General features: G+C 58.8%; 17 protein-coding genes. 7 read left to right on the top strand and 10 right to left on the bottom strand.

Going from position 1 to position 17,273, the window contains the following annotated elements:
* The first annotated feature begins 101 nt into the window (after window positions 1-101).
* Window positions 102-1,670 carry a phospholipase D family protein gene (locus F1529_RS02225; RefSeq protein WP_230457687.1) on the top strand — a complete coding sequence of 523 codons (1,569 nt, stop codon included), beginning with the start codon at window positions 102-104 and terminating at the stop codon, window positions 1,668-1,670.
* Between the two features lie 20 nt (window positions 1,671-1,690).
* Here the strand turns inward: F1529_RS02225 and F1529_RS02220 are convergent, their stop codons facing one another.
* Genes F1529_RS02220 through F1529_RS02210 form a run of 3 tightly spaced genes read right to left on the bottom strand, consistent with a single transcriptional unit; the run spans window position 1,691 to window position 2,790 of the window.
* Window positions 1,691-2,005 carry a hypothetical protein gene (locus tag F1529_RS02220; RefSeq protein WP_230457686.1) on the bottom strand — a complete coding sequence of 105 codons (315 nt, stop codon included), beginning with the start codon at window positions 2,003-2,005 and terminating at the stop codon, window positions 1,691-1,693.
* A complete protein-coding gene (locus F1529_RS02215) occupies window positions 1,992-2,531 on the bottom strand; it encodes a DinB family protein (RefSeq protein WP_155131776.1) in 540 nt (179 codons plus the stop codon). Before F1529_RS02215 ends, F1529_RS02220 begins: the two co-directional genes overlap by 14 nt.
* A 13-nt stretch (window positions 2,532-2,544) precedes the next feature.
* A complete protein-coding gene (locus F1529_RS02210; RefSeq protein ID WP_155131773.1) occupies window positions 2,545-2,790 on the bottom strand; it encodes a serine protease in 246 nt (81 codons plus the stop codon).
* A 250-nt stretch (window positions 2,791-3,040) separates the two neighbouring features.
* Between F1529_RS02210 and F1529_RS02205 the strand changes: the two genes are divergently transcribed.
* Genes F1529_RS02205 through F1529_RS02190 form a run of 4 tightly spaced genes read left to right on the top strand, consistent with a single transcriptional unit; the run spans window position 3,041 to window position 7,395 of the window.
* The gene (locus F1529_RS02205) at window positions 3,041-3,832 is read left to right on the top strand and encodes a DUF3348 domain-containing protein (protein WP_230457685.1); all 792 of its coding nucleotides are present in this window, start codon (window positions 3,041-3,043) and stop codon (window positions 3,830-3,832) included.
* Complete coding sequence (locus F1529_RS02200) at window positions 3,829-6,075, top strand: DUF802 domain-containing protein (protein ID WP_155131767.1); 2,247 nt, start codon at window positions 3,829-3,831, stop codon at window positions 6,073-6,075. The genes F1529_RS02205 and F1529_RS02200 overlap by 4 nt, the downstream gene beginning before the upstream one ends.
* Window positions 6,075-6,713: an OmpA family protein gene (locus F1529_RS02195; RefSeq protein WP_155131764.1), complete on the top strand. Its 639-nt coding sequence runs from the start codon at window positions 6,075-6,077 to the stop codon at window positions 6,711-6,713. The genes F1529_RS02200 and F1529_RS02195 overlap by 1 nt, the downstream gene beginning before the upstream one ends.
* The gene (locus F1529_RS02190; protein ID WP_155131761.1) at window positions 6,703-7,395 is read left to right on the top strand and encodes a DUF2894 domain-containing protein; all 693 of its coding nucleotides are present in this window, start codon (window positions 6,703-6,705) and stop codon (window positions 7,393-7,395) included. The genes F1529_RS02195 and F1529_RS02190 overlap by 11 nt, the downstream gene beginning before the upstream one ends.
* A 213-nt stretch (window positions 7,396-7,608) precedes the next feature.
* Here the strand turns inward: F1529_RS02190 and F1529_RS02185 are convergent, their stop codons facing one another.
* The 5 genes from F1529_RS02185 to F1529_RS02165 all read right to left on the bottom strand — a co-directional run bounded on the left by F1529_RS02185 (window position 7,609) and on the right by F1529_RS02165 (window position 12,532).
* Complete coding sequence (locus tag F1529_RS02185; protein ID WP_155131758.1) at window positions 7,609-9,690, bottom strand: BCCT family transporter; 2,082 nt, start codon at window positions 9,688-9,690, stop codon at window positions 7,609-7,611.
* A gap of 79 nt (window positions 9,691-9,769) precedes the next feature.
* Entirely contained in the window at window positions 9,770-10,342 is a 573-nt protein-coding gene (locus tag F1529_RS02180) for a DUF502 domain-containing protein (RefSeq protein ID WP_155131755.1), read from the bottom strand.
* Window positions 10,343-10,475: 133 nt separating this feature from the next.
* Entirely contained in the window at window positions 10,476-10,853 is a 378-nt protein-coding gene (locus tag F1529_RS02175) for a VOC family protein (protein ID WP_370456933.1), read from the bottom strand.
* A 424-nt stretch (window positions 10,854-11,277) separates the two neighbouring features.
* Entirely contained in the window at window positions 11,278-11,601 is a 324-nt protein-coding gene (locus F1529_RS02170; protein ID WP_155131752.1) for a hypothetical protein, read from the bottom strand.
* Between the two features lie 112 nt (window positions 11,602-11,713).
* Window positions 11,714-12,532 (bottom strand): serine protease, encoded by an 819-nt coding sequence (locus F1529_RS02165; protein ID WP_155131749.1) that lies wholly within the window; start codon window positions 12,530-12,532, stop codon window positions 11,714-11,716.
* A 326-nt stretch (window positions 12,533-12,858) separates the two neighbouring features.
* On the opposite strand from F1529_RS02165, the gene F1529_RS02160 reads away from it, so the two are divergent.
* Both F1529_RS02160 and F1529_RS02155 read left to right on the top strand, forming a co-directional pair.
* Window positions 12,859-13,620: an integron integrase gene (locus F1529_RS02160; RefSeq protein ID WP_196220352.1), complete on the top strand. Its 762-nt coding sequence runs from the start codon at window positions 12,859-12,861 to the stop codon at window positions 13,618-13,620.
* 177 nt (window positions 13,621-13,797) lie between these two features.
* Window positions 13,798-14,124, top strand: a complete 327-nt coding sequence (locus tag F1529_RS02155; protein ID WP_155131743.1) for a tyrosine-type recombinase/integrase — start codon at window positions 13,798-13,800, stop codon at window positions 14,122-14,124.
* Between the two features lie 271 nt (window positions 14,125-14,395).
* On the opposite strand, the gene gcvPB is transcribed toward F1529_RS02155, so the two are convergent.
* Together gcvPB and gcvPA are read right to left on the bottom strand one after the other, a co-directional pair.
* Window positions 14,396-15,862, bottom strand: a complete 1,467-nt coding sequence (gene gcvPB / locus F1529_RS02150) for an aminomethyl-transferring glycine dehydrogenase subunit GcvPB (RefSeq protein WP_155131740.1) — start codon at window positions 15,860-15,862, stop codon at window positions 14,396-14,398.
* On the bottom strand, window positions 15,859-17,235 hold the full coding sequence (gene gcvPA, locus F1529_RS02145) for an aminomethyl-transferring glycine dehydrogenase subunit GcvPA (protein WP_155131737.1): 1,377 nt from the start codon (window positions 17,233-17,235) through the stop codon (window positions 15,859-15,861). The genes gcvPB and gcvPA overlap by 4 nt, the downstream gene beginning before the upstream one ends.
* Window positions 17,236-17,273: the final 38 nt, after the last annotated feature.

The raw sequence follows: 17,273 nt of genomic DNA, 5'->3' as shown, positions 1-17,273 counted from the left end.
CACCCCTCGCTTCAACATGGCCCGTTCCCTGTTCGCGTTCAGTTTGAAATTATTGCGCTGTTGCGCTTTGATAATCGCAGACTTGCTGCGATGACTCCACCATGCCTCATATGCCGCCCCTGATCGGGCTATTACTGATCACCCTGCTCTCCACCGCCTGCCAGGCACAGCCCGACTATGACCCAGGCAGCCGCCCTGCCAGCACCGCCCTGCCCAGCCCAGCGGAGGGGCCTATCGCCGCAGGCCTGGAACAACTTCACGAAAACCCCGAGCATGAAGGTCAATCCGGCTTTTACCTGTTGCATGAAGGGCTGTCCGCCTTTGTGGCACGCGTTGCCCTGATCGAAGTGGCCCAGTCCTCGCTGGATCTGCAGTACTATATTGTTTCCGACGACACCTCGTCGCGCATCATTGTCGCAAAATTGCTGGAAGCAGCAGATCGGGGGGTTCGGGTACGTCTTCTGGTCGACGATCTGGGCACGCGTGTGGCAGAGCCCCTCGTTGCCACCCTCGAACAACATCCCAACATTCATATTCGCATTTTCAATCCGGTTGCTGCCCGCAGCGGCATTAGCCGGGCGTTTCAAATGGCCACACATTTCGGGCGCACCAACCACCGCATGCATAACAAACTGATGGTGGCGGATAGCAGCGTCATGATCACTGGCGGTCGCAATCTGGGCGACGAGTATTTTTCCAATACCAATGTGGATTTTCAGGATGTGGATGTGATGGCCGTGGGCAAAATTGTCCCTGACGGTGTTGCCAGTTTTGACCGGTACTGGAACACGCCCGCCTCGGTGCCGATCAATCGCGTTCTTGATGCCGACGACGCAGACATGGACCTGCCCACCCTGCAACGCACGCTGCTCCGTTTTCTGGATGAACAAAAGAACAGCGAGTTTGCCAGCGCCCTCTCCGGCTCCAGCCTGGGCCGCCGCCTTGTGGAAGGAAAAGTGCCACTGGACTGGGGGCAGGCCACCCTCTATGCCGACCCACCGGAAAAAGCCACCGCCCGCGACACACTGAGCCGCGATGATTATCTGGGCGCCTCCCTCAAGACCATTCTCGAAAGCGCCCGGCAACGGCTGCAAATCAGCTCCGCGTATTTTGTACCCGGCGATGCCGGAGTGGCATTGTTCTCGGCACTGTCTGAACGCGGCGTAAACATTGGCATCCTTACCAACTCACTCAGCACCACCGACGTGGCCATCGTGCACAGTGGTTATGTGAATTACCGCAAACCGCTACTGGAAAATGGCATCACCCTGTGGGAGCTTCGCGCCGAAGCCGGGCAACAGGAACGCATTCACTGGTTCAAGGGAAAATCCCGCGCCAGCCTGCACGCCAAAACCTTTGTGATTGATGACGACCGCACTTTCGTTGGCTCCGTGAACCTGGACGGCCGCTCGATTTTGCAAAATACGGAAATCGGTTTGCTGATTGAAAGCGAATCACTGAATCAACAACTCAGCCAGCTGTTTGCCAGCTGGGTCAGCGACGATTCAGCCTGGCATGTCAGCCTTGATGACGAGGGGGAACTGCAATGGCAGGCGAGAGATGCAGACGACCACACCCCACTGACCCTGGACCACGACCCGGAGACGTCCCGCTGGCAACGCATGAAGGTGTGGATGCTGTCATGGCTGCCCATTGAATCGCAAATTTGACGCTAACCTGTAGCGGCTCGCTACTGTTCGCTGTCGTCCGCTTCTTTTTCCTCACTGCCGTCCCCCCTTCCGCCACCGAAAATTTCCTTGGCGGTATCACGAAAGAAGTGCCCGGTTTCACGGGCCGCATCGCGGGTAGCGTGGCCGATGTCACGGGTTACATCTCGGGTGGTTTCACCCACCTCGCGACCGCCCTCTTTTATTTCCTGTTTCTGCTGACTGGAACAGGCGGATACCATCAATAACGCCGCCAAAACCATGACACCCTTGTTCATTACTACCTCGTCGTTGTTTACGCTACCACCGGCATATCCACCGGTTTCACTGCATTTCATCAGCAATACGCACCAACAAGTCCGTCACGCCAACATCCACACCCGCTTGCGACAGCAACGTGGTTACCTGCCCGCGATGATGGGTCTGATGATTGAAAAAATGCGTCAGCAAGCTGCCAAACCGTCGCCGCGCCGCAACGCCCTTGCTGTTACGATACGACAGCACGTAATCCAGATCGGCGTCACGTAAATCGCCACACCAATCCACTATTTGTTGATCCAGCCATAGCCGGTGCAAATGCAGTTCGGCAAAGGTCTCCCGTACCGGGGCATCCAGCGCCGGCGGCGTGGGCAGCAGGGTGATCGGCGCAAGGCTGTCGATACACGCAGGATGCACCGCAAACCGCTTCAGCCACAGCGTGTCCGCCACCAGCAAATGGTTCAGCGTGTTCTCGATGGAACCGAAAAAAGCGCCCCGGTCTTCCCGGCGCACGGCTTCAGCCAGGGTAGCGGTGGCCTCATAGACGCGCCCGTTCATCCATTGGTTATAGTCCGCCAGCATGCGGATGGCGCTCAACTCACTCATGACACCCTTCGTCTTACTGGTCTGTTGCCGAATCGGTGCAAAACGCCTCGAACCCGGCCTGGGTATTGTCGAAGCCGCGGGCCTCAGCCAGTTCCCACGGGCGCTCACAGGCCCCGGTAGCCGGGCACCACTGATAACCCGCAGAAGGCAGGCAGCCGAAACGATCACGGTCACCACCTGCCACCTTGTCCGGCTCGCAGCCGCTGAGTAGTCCCGCTACCAGCAGCAGGGCAGGCATTACCGTCGTCATTGCCTTCATATCGCACTCCTTTGCTTGTCGATTCATCGGTTTTGGCAGAGACGCTCATCACCTCTCTCCGCCCTGCCCCCAGTCTACGACGGATTTCGCAACTCATCTCTCAACCGACCAGCGCATTATCATCGCCGGCCTTTCCCGATTAGAATGGGCGGCTGGCCCACCGATCCATTCCAATCGGCACAGGCAGCGCCTCGCTGCGGCCACCGACAAGCCCGTTTTTACAGTACCTGCAGTCGCCATGGACAACAGTATGCATAGGACGCAAACACCCGCGCAAACCGGCCCCGCCGGCAGCCGGCTGGTTCAGCTGCTCGCCAGCCTGGACCCGAAAACCGCCGCGTCCTCTCACCCCTGTTTTGCCGAACGGCTGGGGCGTCTGTTTGACCTGTCCGACACCATTGCCCTGGATGCCGCCACCCAGCACCGTCCCAACGGCCCGTTTACCCCCCGGGACGATATCACCGACACCCTGCAGGCCGACCTGCTGAAAACCCGTAACACCCTGCTGGAGAACCTGAGCCACAGCTTCGCCGGCAAACAGGCGGCTTCGGTGATCAGCCTGCCCACCGTCGATCTCGACGCCCCGGCAGACAAGCGCCCCAGCTTTGGCCCCTACGAACGCTTCCACCAGGCCCACCAGCGGCAAATGATCGCCGCACTGACCAACCTGCGCCTGCGCGCCCGCCGCCAGCTCACCGCACACAGTGCCGAGCTGGCCCGGCTGGCCGAGCTGGATGCGGTGTTCGAGCACAGCCTCTCGGCCTACGTTCGCCGCTGCTTCAGCGCCCTGCCCGCCTTTCTGGAAAAGCGTTACCGCACGCTCTGGCAGCAGGGCCAACACACACCACCGCAGGACTGGATGGCCGTCAGCGGCTGGCTAGCGCAGTTCTGTCAGGAAATTCAAATGCTGTTGCTGGCTGAACTGGACGCCCGTCAGGAGCCCATTCTGGGCCTGCTGGGCGCCGCCACCGCCGCGTCCTGCGACGCAACCACCGGCTCCACGTTCGCCGACATTGATCACAAGGAAAGCACCACCCCATGAGACGTTTTTTATTTGCTCTGCCCTTTGCCCTTGGCGCCGTGGCCGTTATCTGGATTGGCGCCACCTTTTTGCGCAATCCGGTGGCCCTCACCGTTACCCTGCTGATCGCCGCCGTCTACGGGCTCGGCTTTCTGGAACTGCTGCGCTATCGCCGCGACACCGCCCGGCTGGATCAACAACTGCAGCAGCTCCCCGAGCCCGATGCCGGCCGGGAATCACTGACCCGCTGGCTCACCGACCTGCCCGGCACGTTGCGCCATGCCGTGCAACGCCGCGTCGACGGCCAGCCCGCCGCCCTGCCCGGCCCGGTGTTGACCCCTTACCTCACCGGCCTGCTGGTGATGCTCGGCCTGCTCGGCACCTTTGTGGGCATGATCGTGACCCTGAAAGGCGCCGCCACCGCCCTGGACGGCAGCAGCGAACTGACCGCCATCCGCAGCGCCCTGTCCGCGCCCATCGCCGGCCTGAGCCTGGCCTTCGGCACCTCCATTGCCGGGGTAGCCGCCTCCGCCATGCTGGGGCTCACCGCCACCCTGTGTCGCCGCGATCGCATGGACGTATCCCGCCAGCTCGATGATGCGGTGGATGGCCAGCTGTACCGCTTTTCCCTGAACCATCAACGTGAAGCAGCCTACGCCGCCCTGCAAAGTCAGTCACAGGTGTTCCCGGAACTGGTCACCGCCCTGCAGACCCTCACCGGGCGCATGGAGCAAATGGGCGAGCAGCTCACCGGCAATCAACAAGCCTTCCACAACGGACTCCAGGAGCAATACCAGGGACTGGCACGCTCCGTGGGCGACTCCCTGCGTGACACCCTCGCCGACAGCAGCCGCCTGGCGGCGGAAAGTGTGCAGCCGATTATGGCCCAGTCACTGGCCAGCCTCAGCGAGCAGGTTCAGGGCACCCACGAAAAGCTCAACGCCATCACCGAACAGCAGCTCGGCACACTCACCGAGCGCTTCCGCGACACCACCGAACACGCCGCCGAACAATGGCGCGCCGGCCTCGCCGAGCACCAGCAGACCAGCGCCCGGCTGGTCAACGACATCAGCACCTCCCTGGCCGCTCACCACGACCAGTTCCAGCACAACAGCAACACCCTGCTGCAACAGGTCCGCGATACCCAGCAACAACTGGGCAGTGCCAGCGAGCAACAACTGGCCAGCATCACCGGTGAATTTCAGACCGCCACCCGTCAGGCACTACAAGACTGGAACGCCGGACTGGAAGCCCACCGGGCCAGCGGCGCGGACCTGCTTGAACAGCTACAGAGCAGCCAACAGGCCGTAGCCGAACACAGCGAGAAGCAGTTTGCCGCCATCGCCGGACAATTCCAGGCCAGCACCGAACAGGCCGCCCAGCACTGGCAAACCGGCCTCGGCGAACAACAGCGCACCGTGGCCACGCTGGTCAGCGAAATCCGTAGCGCCCTGCACGAACACAACAGCGAATTCCGCGACAGCGCCGCCGGGCTACTCAGCGGCCAGCAAACCGGCATGGACAGCCTGATCAAACAACTGGGCGAACAGTTGAATGCCCTGCGTGATCAGGAAGCGGCCCGCGGCGACGCCGCCAGCGAACGCCTGGCCGGGCTGGAAGCCACCGTCACCGAGCACCTGGGCCGCCTGGGCAGCGCTCTGGAAGCGCCCATGACTCGCCTTATCGAAACCGCTTCGGAAACCCCCAAAGCAGCCGCGGAAGTGATCACCCGTCTGCGCGAGGAAATGACCCATAGCAGCGAGCGGGATAACGAACTGCTGGAAGAGCGCCGCCGCATCATGGCCGAGCTGGACTCCCTGCTCACTGGCCAGCAAGCAGCGGCCGGCGCCCAACGCGACGCCATCGACACCCTGATCCGCACCTCCAGCGAGACGCTCAGCCAGGTCAGTGACACCTTCTCGCAACAGGTCAGCGACCAGGCCAGCCGCCTTAATCAGGTGGCCGGCGACGTCACCGGCAGCGCCGCCGAAGTGGCCAGCCTCAGCGACGCCTTTGCCGCTGCCGTGCAGGTGTTCAGCAGCGCCAACGACACCCTGCTGGACAACCTGCAGCAGGTGGAAACCTCGCTGGAGAAATCGTCCGCCCGCGCCGACGAGCAACTGGGCTATTACGTGGAGCAGGCCCGCGAGGTAATCGAGCTGAGCATGGCCTCACAGAAAGACGTGATCGATGCCCTGGCCAGCCTGCGTCATAGCGAGGCGCCCGCGCAGGATGGCCAGCGCCCGGCTTCCGAGGTCAATTGATGGACGAATTACACGACAGCGATGCCCAGGCCTCGCCGGTCTGGGCCATCTTCTCCGACCTCATGGCTGCTCTGGTGGGCATTCTGGTGCTGTTGCTGGTGTGGGTGATCGGCATCCAGCTGGAGCTGAGCCAATCCCTGGAACAGGAAAAAGCCAAGCGGCTGGCCGAAGAACAGCGCCGCATGGCACTGGAAGAAGCGCTGGCCGACCCATTGGCCAGCGGCCGGGTGACCTTTCACAATGGCCGCATCGGTATCAGCGGCAGCGTGCTGTTCCAGCTCAACTCCGACCAGCTGCAACCGGAAGGCGAAGCCCTGCTCAGCGATCTGGTCAAGCCGCTACAGGTCTTCCTCAGCCAGCATGACGACATGCTCATGGTCAGCGGCTTCACCGACGACCTGCCCATCAACCGGGGCAATGGCCGTTACGCGGATAACTGGGGCTTGTCCGCCCAGCGAGCACTTACTGTCACCCGCACCCTGATCGAGCAGGGCATGCCCGCCGACCAGGTCTTTGCCGCCGCCTTCGGCGACAACCAGCCGGTGGCCCCCAACGACGACGCCGACAGCCGGGCCCGTAATCGCCGGGTGGAGCTGACCACCGTGCCCAGGCAGAGTGAGCAAGCCGATGCACCCTGATCATGCCGCGCCCTCGCCCACACTCGGCGCCCTGCTGGATCGACTAGCCGCTCTGCGTGAACAGGGCGCAGAACATTTCGAGCCGGTGCAGTTCCATTACCTGGACAGCCTGGCCCAGCGGCTGGCTGCCCTGCCTGAGCCCCCTATCGGCACACAGGGCAAACTGACCGCCCAACTGGCCGAGTACGAAGACGCGCTGCATCAGGCAAGAGAGACCCTGCAACGCGCCGGGGAACCCACCGACAACCCCGGCCAGTTCCGCTCCCTGCTACGGCGGCGCCAGCCGGCACAAGCGTCACCGTTTGCGCCCTTACAGCAGGCTTATAGCAACCCACCAGCGGATGACAGCCCGGAAGAGGGCAACACCCTGGCAGGCTTGCTGAAACAACAGGAAACCCGGGTACTGGCAGATAATGGCGCCAGCGCCCCTCCACCGCCGCCCAGGCAGCGGGAGCTGAGCGCCCTGCGCCAGCTTCGCCACCAGCGCCAGGCACACCGGGCACGCCAGCGCATCGACGATGCCATCACCCAGACCCCCAGCGACGCCGGCCCGCTCAACTCCCACCGGCTGGTCACCCGCTCCATCGAAACCCTGCGCGAGCTGTCGCCTGCGTATCTGGAACACTTCGTGAACTATCTGGATACCCTGATGAGCCTGGAAAAACTGGCGCGCAAACGCTGAACTCTCACCCTTCGAGTTTTGACGACCCTAAATGTTGGATTACGCCTTTCAGGCTAATTCAACCTACAAAACCAGAGAGTCGTCTGGTTTTGCAGGTCAGATTTACCCAAGGGCACAGAGAGCCTAAAGGCGTAATCCGACTTCGCCCTGAAACGAAAGACGCCCCAACATGTGGGGCGTCCAGCCGATAACAGCGTTTCGGTTAGTGACTCATTACACCGGCTTTACGCTGCCATCGTCTTCTCCGTCATTGCCTTCACTGTCGTCACCCTGATCGCGCAGAAGATCATCGTGCTCGGCCATTTCCCAGGGCAGCTTGCCCGGGGCCACATTCAGGAAGTGCAGGTAGTTTTCAAACTGGTCGAGCATGTCGCGGATGATATCCACCTCATCGTAACCGAACACATCGTAGGAACGGCCACCACGACGCAGGAACACCTCGGCGCGGCAATACTCATGGGCATCGCTCACCTTGGCCTCGCGGCTGCTGTAGGCATATTCCGGCACTGGCGTGGTAATCAGGCGGATGTCATAGATAAAGCCCACGTGCTCATCGCGGTTCACCACCAGCTCGGCACGGATAAACTGCTCGTCGAAATTCACCGTGGCATCCCAACCGGCCTTGCGTAGCTCTTCCACTACCTTGTTCATGCTGGACATGGCCGTTTCACGAATAAAGGATTCCACCTCCTCGCGGGTGGGGTAGCGGATCATGGCGGTGAGGCGATGGCGCCACTGGCTGCCGGTCATATGCCGGCTATGGGCCATGTGCGCCTGCAAACTGGTTTCCCGGTGCCCCTCGATCACCAGCGCCCGCCACATCCCCACGGCGGCCAGCAGAATGATGATCGCAAACGGCAACGCACTCACCATGGTCATGGTTTGCAGTGCGCTCAAGCCGCCAGCCAACAACAGCACAGACGCGATGGCGCCTTCCAGTACCGCCCAGAAAATCCGCTGCCAGGCCGGGGTTTCCAGCACACCACCGGACGCCAGGGAATCCACAACAAGCGAGCCGGAATCCGACGACGTCACAAAGAAGGTCACAATCAGGCACACCGCCAGGAACGACACCAGCGTGGACCAGGGCAAGTGATCAAACAGCTGGAACAGCGCCACCGCCTTGTCCGCCTGCACCTGAGTGACCAGCTCGGTATAGCCTTGTTCCATGATCGCGTTCAGTGCCGTATCGCCAAACACCGAGAACCACAGGAAGGTAAAGATACTGGGCACCAGCATCACCCCGACCACAAACTGGCGAATGGTCCGGCCACGGCTGATTTTGGCAATAAACAAGCCCACGAAGGGCGCCCAGGCGATGGTCCAGCTGAAAATAAACAGGGTCCAGTTGCCGATCCAGTCACTGTGCGTATACGCCTGCAAATTGAACGTACGCTCGACAATATTGCTCAGGTAACTGCCCGTATTCTGAACAAAACTTTCCAGAATATGCACGGTGGGGCCAACCACGAACACGAACAGCATCAGCACCACGGCCAGCACCATATTCAGAATCGACAGGCGCTTCACGCCCTTGTCCATCCCGGCCACCACCGACACCGTCGCCAGCGCGGTAACAATAGCGATAGCGCTGATCTGCACCATGTTGCCCACCGGCACATCCCACAGGTAATTCAGCCCGGCATTAATCTGCGCCGCCGACAAACCCAGGGTGGTAGCGATACCAAACATGGTGCCGAGAATGGCAAACACGTCGATGGCATGGCCGATCGGGCCGTAAATTTTTTCACCAATAAGGGGATAAAACGCCGAACGCATGGACAACGGCAAACCGTGACGGAAAGCGAAATATGCCATCACCAGGCCGACCAGGCCGTAAATCGCCCAGATATGAAAGCCCCAGTGGAAGAATGCAATCTGCATGGCCTGTTTCGCCGCATCCACCGTTTGCGCAGCGCCCACTGGCGGTTCGGCATAATGCAGCACGGGCTCGGCCACACCAAAGAACAACAGCGCGATGCCATAACCCGCCGAAAACAACATGGCGAACCATTCCGGAAACGAATACTCCGCTTCACAATGGTCGGGCCCCAACTTGATGTTGCCCCAGGAAGTCAGGCTGATGCCGACGATAAAAATAAAGAACAGTGCCACCACCAGCATATAGAACCAGCCGAAGTTAACGGTGATCCAGGACTGGGCAGCCGAAAACGCCTCCCCCGCCAGCTGCGGATCACTGATGGTGCCAATAATCAGTAATAACGCAACGATAACCGCCGGCACGAACACCGGCACAAGAATGGTTGAATTTCGCAACACAGCATTCTTCGCCATACAAAATATCCCTATTCGGCAAACAGACTGGTCAGTGGTAGCCGCACAAACCCCAGGTTCTCTATGACCATACAGACCGTTAACTCGCCTTTCCAGCACCTCGCTCACGGCCCAGGTTACGAATATAACTCACCGCCTGCGGCATACTGATTGTCAGCCGTTCAACACGATCCGCTGTAACCCGAATCAACGAACCCGACCAGGGATCCGGCGCACCGGGCAGATAAATCGTCACCTCACCGTCATCGGCGCGCCCCACCTCAAAACACAGTTGCGAATAATCATCAAAGCGCACCTGCACCGGCACCATTAATGCCTCCCCGCTTGCGTCCAGCGACAAGGACTGAGAAAAAGATTTGATAAAGGCATAACCGGGCAACAGCATTAACAGCCCATCGAGACGATGGTAAAACCGCCGCGCCACCCGGCTCATGGCAAACAGACCGGCGAGGAAGCACACCAGCACCATCGCCAAAACGGCCACCAGGTCCGCCACCGCAACCCCGCCAATCGACTCCAGTGGCACAAAGCGCTGCACCGGCGCCGCCAGGCGCGACATAAGCTCAAACGCCTTGCCAAACACCACCATGAGCACAACAACCGGGATAAGAAATGCCACCCCGCCAATCAAGGTTGCCTTGAGAAAATGCATCCATTCATCCTCATTGCTGAATGACTTCTGGATAGCATATTAATGGCCGGGGGACTAGCGGGGAGGGGGCGTGTTCACTGAAACGGAGAATGAGGGGCCTGGCGTGCAGCCCCGTAAGTCGTATCGGCCTAATTTACGGCCCGTCTGAATCAATATCTTCACCAAACATGATCCGGTGACCGTCCGGTGTGGCTACGCCAAACTCACGCAATCCCCATGGCTTATCCGCTATCTCCTGAAAAATATCAGCGCCACGCTTCTGATAATCCTGGTAAAGGTCGTCGATGGACTCACAGTTCACATAGGCGAAATACGAATGCTCGCGAGTATCACCGGCAGACATTTCGTCCGGGCAATGGCCTACCATTAGATGAAAACTGCCCAGGCTCAGGAAGGACCAACCGTCCACACGAAAGCGGACGGAAAACCCAAGCTTGTCCAGAAAGTAGTTTTCCGTGGTTTCGAGATCCTTGACTGCCAGCACATGCTGGGTTGCTTTTACTTTAAACACCGGTGATTCCTTTCAGGGGTTCACTTGGAAATATAACATCAGCAGTCATGCATTTGTCGCGTGGACGGACTTGCTAGCTTTACACAATCCTAATTTCATACGGCGTCCCCACAACCAGGCTCGCGACCAAAAAGCTAAAGACCGCTAGCCACAGACAAACCGCCCTTCTCTTCAGGTTGCTCTTTGGCACCCTTTTTATCAATGGAATGAAGATCAAGCATGAGATTATGACAGGAAGCACCCCGCCAACCATTCCGACAAGAGCGCTGAAGAAAAATACACAGCCAGCTTTAAAGGCCAATACAAAGAACTCTTTGTGGCCTATATTTCCTACGTCCATAGAATCAAGCGTAACGCCCCAAGCAGAGGCAGATTTTGCGTTTTGAGCGCAGCGAAGCAAAATTTTTCCCACTGCCTTGGCTTGTTATATGAACCACAGCACAGCTAACCAGAAAATCATTCCTACTGGAGCAAATGAGCAGCTCGCCCAAGAATTACGGGGGCGATAAATGACAAACCCCAAGAACCCCAGCAGTACCGGAGAGAAACCAAAAACCACGCATGCACCCCAGCTCCAATCGCTTACCACGAAAGGTACGACGTAATTTATCCACCACGCCGGTCCCCAGGCATCAATTATCCGAACAAGTGTTTTGGCAAAAAACCAATAGCCAAAGAACACTGAAGCAGCCCTTAGGGCCTCTTCAATTCTGGCCCCGCCCATTTCATTTAACTCGCGCAGGCGCATGGCTCTCCACTCATATAACGCCTGAGTTCAGCGGCGTTTGAGGCGACGCCTGCTTTTGCGGCAGCAAAAGTAGGTGGCGGGTCAAACGTCCGCTGCAACGATTTGTTCGGCGTCACCTCACCATCCCCTCAAAAACAAGCAACTGCTCAGATTTGATTATGATCCCAAGGTTATTTGGAATGCCTGCAACCGCAACAGCCTTTTGTTGGGTTGGCACCGTTACAACCTTAATGTCGCCCTCGACAGTGTGCTGCGGACCGGCATAAAGCACCCCAAGAAGCCTGATGCGAGAACCCATGACCGTGGCTTTTCGAGTTTTGTAGCTACCGATCTCGAACAACAATACGGGCGACCCACTAGAGCCAGGAAAACATGCAGCGTCGATTAAGAACTCTTTACGACCATTCCAGTCTTGCTTGTAATCTGATGCCAAAACGCCTTTTCGAAATATGGGGAGGTTATTGACTCTGTCCCACAGGCCGTTGGGGTACCCGACCATCATGATGCTTTCGAGCCCAAGCATATCTTCGAGATCAGCGGCGGATGGAATCAGTTCCTTGTCCATAGTGATGAAGAAGAACTGCGTGTTCGTAGCCTCTGCTTCACGTAGTAGAGGGGCAATCGGCATAACACACAGGTCAACATCCGCATCGGGATGAGGGATCCAACGCCCCTGGAAATTATCGAGTTGAAAAGCCTTGGTATTTCCGATGTCTGGACCGCCTTCACCGTTGCGAAGGGTCAGTAGAAACCTACCCCGGACAGCCCCATCAACGACATGCTTGTTTGTAACGATGACTGGCACATGCTGCGTATCGCTGCGATTAAGAGCGTAAAAAAATCCTGTTCCAGTACTGACACCGCCGCCGTTTAGATCGCATTCGATACGGACCGTCGAATGAGCGAACTGTTCTGCCGGGCTAAGCTCCATGACAACTCCTCAGTGACGCCGAACAGCGTATTCAGTCGAACGGTTCGACATATCTTTTTTCGACATAATTCTTAACAGGCTACAGCATGTAATGCTGAAAAACCCATAACCCTTAACAACTTACCCCAAAAGTGAGAACCCTTCCCATCTGACAAAACTCGAACGAGCGGCCTATTTCCGGGGCTTCGATGCACATTTAAGTCGCAACCCGAACCAAAGATCAACGACTTAGCGAATTTTGCGATATCTCCTACGGCTATTTACGCCCCGTTCTGTTGAGCACGGGGTCTCCCGTGCCCCAGCCTGCTATGGGTAGGGAGAATATGATGAACAATAGAACCAGAGATATTCCGGTTTCCATTCCTGATAAGCCTGTCAGGCTACTGGATCAATTCCGCGCCTGGCTGCGCACCAATCATTATCGTTATCAGACTGAACGAACCTATGTTCATTGGGTGGTTACCTATATCCGCCACCATGACCGCAAGCATCCTCGCGAAATGAGCTCCCCGGAGATACAGGCTTTTCTGACTCATCTCGCTACCCAGAGGCATTGCAGCCCCGCCACGCAGAAAATAGCCCTGAATGCATTGAACTGCTTCTACCGAAAATTTCTCAAGATCGAGTTCCCGGCGCTGGATTTTCGCCAATCACGCAAGCCTCGCAGGCCTCCCGTCGTTTTTACCGACGAAGAAGCACGCGCCATCATTGAGCAGCTAACAGATCCATTCAAACTGATGGCTGAGCTTATGTATGGTTCCGGATTGCGAGTTTCCGAAGCCTTGCGACTAAGAATCAAGGATATTGATTTCGGCCAGTGTCAGCTCATTGTTCGCGAAGGAAAAGGAAACAAGGATCGCGTCACCGTACTTGCCGGACAATTACATGGGCGCCTGAAGCTTCAGATCGATCTGGCCAGCAGTTATTACAAACAGGACAGGGAGAACGGGGTTGGCCCCGCATGGGTGCCCTATGCGCTGGCGAGAAAGTACTCCGGCCAAGCATCACAGCTGGGCTGGCAATTCATTTTCCCTTCCCGCGAGCCCGCCCGGGACCCACAGACTGGCATTATTCGCCGCCATCACTAGGGAACCTCTGAATAACTCCTTGCATGCTCAGCGTGTCCTGAAGCGTGCAGCTGTTGTGTCTTGCCTTGATGGTCAGGGTGGCTCCCTTTCCGAAAGGCAAGGCGCAGCAGATGTGCGCTTCAGGCCACGCCCTTCGGGTCTTCCTGGCTGGCTCGCACTCGTTGTTGCACTTTTTCGATGGATGGACATACACCTTCAAAAGCGCGCCTAGATTGCGAACCAGCCTGGAAGACTGAGTACGCAAGGAGTTATTCAGAGGTTCCCTATCATCCGGACACCATTCGCAAGCAGATCAAGCATGCTGCGCAGGAAGCCGGGATTGTTAAGCTCTGCGGCCCGCATACTTTTAGACACTCATTTGCTACAAGGTTACTGGAGAGCGGCTACGACATTCGCACAGTGCAGGAACTACTGGGCCACAGCGATGTGTCGACCACCGAGCGCTATCTGCATGTGATGAATCGGGGAGGCCTGGGGGTAATCAGTCCGCTGGATCGGGGGTAGGCGGGTGGGAGATTCAGCTTGCCGAACGAAGGGTCTTTGATCCTGGGTTTTGTTCGCCCCTCCAGTGGGGCTCCTACAGCGAGAACAGCAATACTCCGAAATCCACCCTCCGTGAACTCTGAGCCCTCTGTGGTAAATCCGCTTTTGATTTTTGTGTGCTGCATGTTGCGTGAAGCGTGTTGCAGCCGCGAAGCGGCATAAAAAACCCGGCTTTCGCCGGGTTTTAATCGCTTCATGCGTATTGCATGAAGCCTGTTGCGTGCTGCGTCTCTTATTCGCTCCAGGTCAGGTCCAGCTCTCTTGCCGCCTTCACATCATCCAGGCGACGGACCGGTTGGGTGAAGGGCGCTTCTTTCACCATGTCGGGTTCGTTGCGCGCTTCTTCCAGAATCGCGGCCATGGCCTCCACGAATTCGTCCAGGGCTTCCTTGCTTTCGGTTTCGGTGGGCTCGATAAGGAAGCACTCCGGCACCAGCAGCGGGAAGTAGGTGGTGGGCGCGTGCTGGTTGTAGTCCAGCAGGCGCTTGGCGATATCCATGGCGGTAACACCCAGCTCTTTCGCTTCTTTCGCGAAGGTGAGGATGAACTCGTGGCTGGCACGACGATCCGGATAGGCAGCGGTGCAGCCCACGGCTTCCAGTCGCTTGAGCAGGTAGTTGGCGGCCAGGGTGGAGAATTCACCCACGCGGATCATGCCTTCGCGGCCCAAGGAACGGGCGTAGAAGTAGGCGCGCAGCAGCACACCGGCATTGCCCATGAAGGCACTGAGGTGTCCGATGCTGGTATCCAGAGTATCGGTATCGATCCAGTGGTAGCTGCCGTCGTCCCGCTGGCCGGCCATGGGCGTGGGCAGGTAAGGCAACAAACGCTCAGACACACCCACCGGGCCGGCACCGGGACCGCCGCCACCGTGGGGAGTGGCGAAGGTTTTGTGCAGGTTCATGTGGATCACGTCGAAGCCCATGTCACCAGGGCGTACCTTGCCAAGGATGGCGTTCAGGTTGGCGCCATCGTAATAGAGCAGCCCGCCGGCTTCGTGGACGGCTTTGGCGATGTCTTCAATCTGCCGTTCGAACACGCCACAGGTGGACGGATTGGTCATCATCAGGCCGGCGGTCTGTGGGCCGCAGGCTTCTTTCAGGGCGTCCAGGTCCACGTCGCCATCCGGGCCGACCGGCACTTCACGGACCTTGTAGCCACACATGACGGCAGTGGCCGGGTTGGTGCCGTGGGCGGCGTTGGGGATCAGGATTTCAGTACGCTGATCGTCACCACGGGCATCGTGATAGGCACGGATCATGGCGACGCCGGCAAACTCACCCTGGGCACCGGCCATGGGCGCCAGGGAGACGCCTTTCATGCCGGTGACTTCTTTCAGGAAGTTCTGCAGTTCGAACATGCAGCTGAGAAAACCCTGGCTGTGGCTTTCCGGCGCCAGCGGGTGACGATTGAGAAAGCCCGGCAGCATGGCGGCCCGGTTGGCACCACGGGGGTTGTACTTCATGGTGCACGAACCCAGCGGATAGAACTGCTTGTCGATGGCGAAGTTCTTGCTGGACAGGTTGGTGTAGTGACGCACCACCTGCATTTCAGACACTTCCGGCAGCCCCGGCTTTTCCTTGCGACGCAGGTGCGCAGGAATGGCGGACAGCTTGTCCTCCGCCAGCGCCTTGGGCGCTTGGGAGGTGGCGCTACGACCCGGGTGAGACAGTTGGAAAATCAGTTGTGTCTCGCTCATGCCATTTCCCTCCATTCGTTGAGGACACTCTTCAGGGCTTGTTCGAACAGCTGCAAATCCTGCTCGGAATGGACTTCGGTGGCATTCACCAGGATCGCATTGTTCATGTCATAGTCGCCGGCCAGGCTCACACCGCCCAGCACGTCTTTCTCGGCCAGGGCCGCCAGCACCTGATCCGCCGGTTTCGGCAGGATCAGCACCACTTCGTGGAAGGTGGGCGCGGTGAAGGCACGCTCTACACCGTCGATGGCGGTGAGCTTGTCGGCCAGCGCCTGGGTGTTGGCATGGCAATGGGCCGCCACATTGCCGAGGCCGTCCGGCCCAAGCAGGGAGGTATAAATGGTCGCCGCCGTCATGGCCAGGCCCTGGTTGGTACAGATGTTACTGGTGGCCTTGGAGCGGCGAATATGTTGTTCGCGGGCCTGCAGCGTCAGGGTGAAACCCTGTTTGCCTTCCATGTCCACGGTGCGGCCGATGATGCGGCCCGGCATTTGCCGAACGTGTTTTTGCTTGCAGCACATAAAGCCGAAATACGGGCCACCGGAGGACAACGGCACACCCAGCGGCTGACCTTCACCCACAACGATATCCGCACCCTCTGTGCCCCACTCACCGGGAGGCGTCAGCAGCGCCAGAGAGGTGGGGTTCACCACACCGATGACCAGCATCTTGTTGGCATGGGCCCAGTCGGTGAGCGCATCCACTTCTTCCAGTGAACCGAAGAAGTTAGGCTGGCTGATCACCAGCGCCGCATAGTCTTCGCCTTCAAAGTCTTTCAGGGCATCCAGCGGGGTCTGCCCGGTAGCGGCATCAAACCCGACCCTTTGCAGCGCCACGTCCTGGTTTTCCACGATGGCCTGGGTGGCGCTGGTGTAACGCGGGTTCAAGGCAGTGGGCACCAGCACCTTGCGGGACTTGCTCTTGCGATTGGCACGCAGGCTCATCAGCACCGCTTCGGCCAGACCGGACGCACCGTCGTAGACGGAGGCATTGCTCACGTCCATGCCGGTGAGGCGAGTCATCAGGGTCTGGAATTCGTAGATCACCTGCAGGGTGCCTTGGCTGGCCTCCGCCTGGTACGGGGTGTACGCCGTGTAAAACTCACCCCGAGTGGCAATTTCCCATACCGCCGCCGGCACGTGGTGCTGGTAAGCACCGGCACCGATGAAACTGACCGCGCCGGTATCCTGGGCAGCACGGTCGCTCATCAGCCGGGTCACTTCCATTTCGCTCAGGCCTTCTGGCAAGGCATCGAGCTTGCCAGCGGCTTTCAGGTGCGCAGGAATCTCATCGAACAAATCTTCGATGCTGTCGGCGCCAATGGCGTCGAGCATGGCGCGAACGTCATCGGGGGTATGGGGGATATAGGGCATGGGGCTACCTGGATAGGTTGGGTTTGGCTTTGGGTCCG

It is taken from the genome of Alcanivorax sp. VBW004 (genome assembly GCF_009718865.1).
Lineage (GTDB): Bacteria > Pseudomonadota > Gammaproteobacteria > Pseudomonadales > Alcanivoracaceae > Alcanivorax.
The sequence above is the reverse complement of the archived record's forward strand: the minus strand, read 5'-3'. Positions and strand labels throughout refer to the sequence as shown.

What these genes read in the sequence shown, in the direction of transcription:
- F1529_RS02225 (WP_230457687.1), top strand. Translation starts at nt 102, where the DNA reads ATGCCTCATATGCCGCCCCTGATCGGGCTATTACTGATCACCCTGCTC.
- F1529_RS02220 (WP_230457686.1), bottom strand. Translation starts at nt 2,005, where the DNA reads ATGAAATGCAGTGAAACCGGTGGATATGCCGGTGGTAGCGTAAACAAC.
- F1529_RS02215 (WP_155131776.1), bottom strand. Translation starts at nt 2,531, where the DNA reads ATGAGTGAGTTGAGCGCCATCCGCATGCTGGCGGACTATAACCAATGG.
- F1529_RS02210 (WP_155131773.1), bottom strand. Translation starts at nt 2,790, where the DNA reads ATGAAGGCAATGACGACGGTAATGCCTGCCCTGCTGCTGGTAGCGGGA.
- F1529_RS02205 (WP_230457685.1), top strand. Translation starts at nt 3,041, where the DNA reads ATGCATAGGACGCAAACACCCGCGCAAACCGGCCCCGCCGGCAGCCGG.
- F1529_RS02200 (WP_155131767.1), top strand. Translation starts at nt 3,829, where the DNA reads ATGAGACGTTTTTTATTTGCTCTGCCCTTTGCCCTTGGCGCCGTGGCC.
- F1529_RS02195 (WP_155131764.1), top strand. Translation starts at nt 6,075, where the DNA reads ATGGACGAATTACACGACAGCGATGCCCAGGCCTCGCCGGTCTGGGCC.
- F1529_RS02190 (WP_155131761.1), top strand. Translation starts at nt 6,703, where the DNA reads ATGCACCCTGATCATGCCGCGCCCTCGCCCACACTCGGCGCCCTGCTG.
- F1529_RS02185 (WP_155131758.1), bottom strand. Translation starts at nt 9,690, where the DNA reads ATGGCGAAGAATGCTGTGTTGCGAAATTCAACCATTCTTGTGCCGGTG.
- F1529_RS02180 (WP_155131755.1), bottom strand. Translation starts at nt 10,342, where the DNA reads ATGCATTTTCTCAAGGCAACCTTGATTGGCGGGGTGGCATTTCTTATC.
- F1529_RS02170 (WP_155131752.1), bottom strand. Translation starts at nt 11,601, where the DNA reads ATGCGCCTGCGCGAGTTAAATGAAATGGGCGGGGCCAGAATTGAAGAG.
- F1529_RS02165 (WP_155131749.1), bottom strand. Translation starts at nt 12,532, where the DNA reads ATGGAGCTTAGCCCGGCAGAACAGTTCGCTCATTCGACGGTCCGTATC.
- F1529_RS02160 (WP_196220352.1), top strand. Translation starts at nt 12,859, where the DNA reads ATGAACAATAGAACCAGAGATATTCCGGTTTCCATTCCTGATAAGCCT.
- F1529_RS02155 (WP_155131743.1), top strand. Translation starts at nt 13,798, where the DNA reads ATGGATGGACATACACCTTCAAAAGCGCGCCTAGATTGCGAACCAGCC.
- gcvPB (WP_155131740.1), bottom strand. Translation starts at nt 15,862, where the DNA reads ATGAGCGAGACACAACTGATTTTCCAACTGTCTCACCCGGGTCGTAGC.
- gcvPA (WP_155131737.1), bottom strand. Translation starts at nt 17,235, where the DNA reads ATGCCCTATATCCCCCATACCCCCGATGACGTTCGCGCCATGCTCGAC.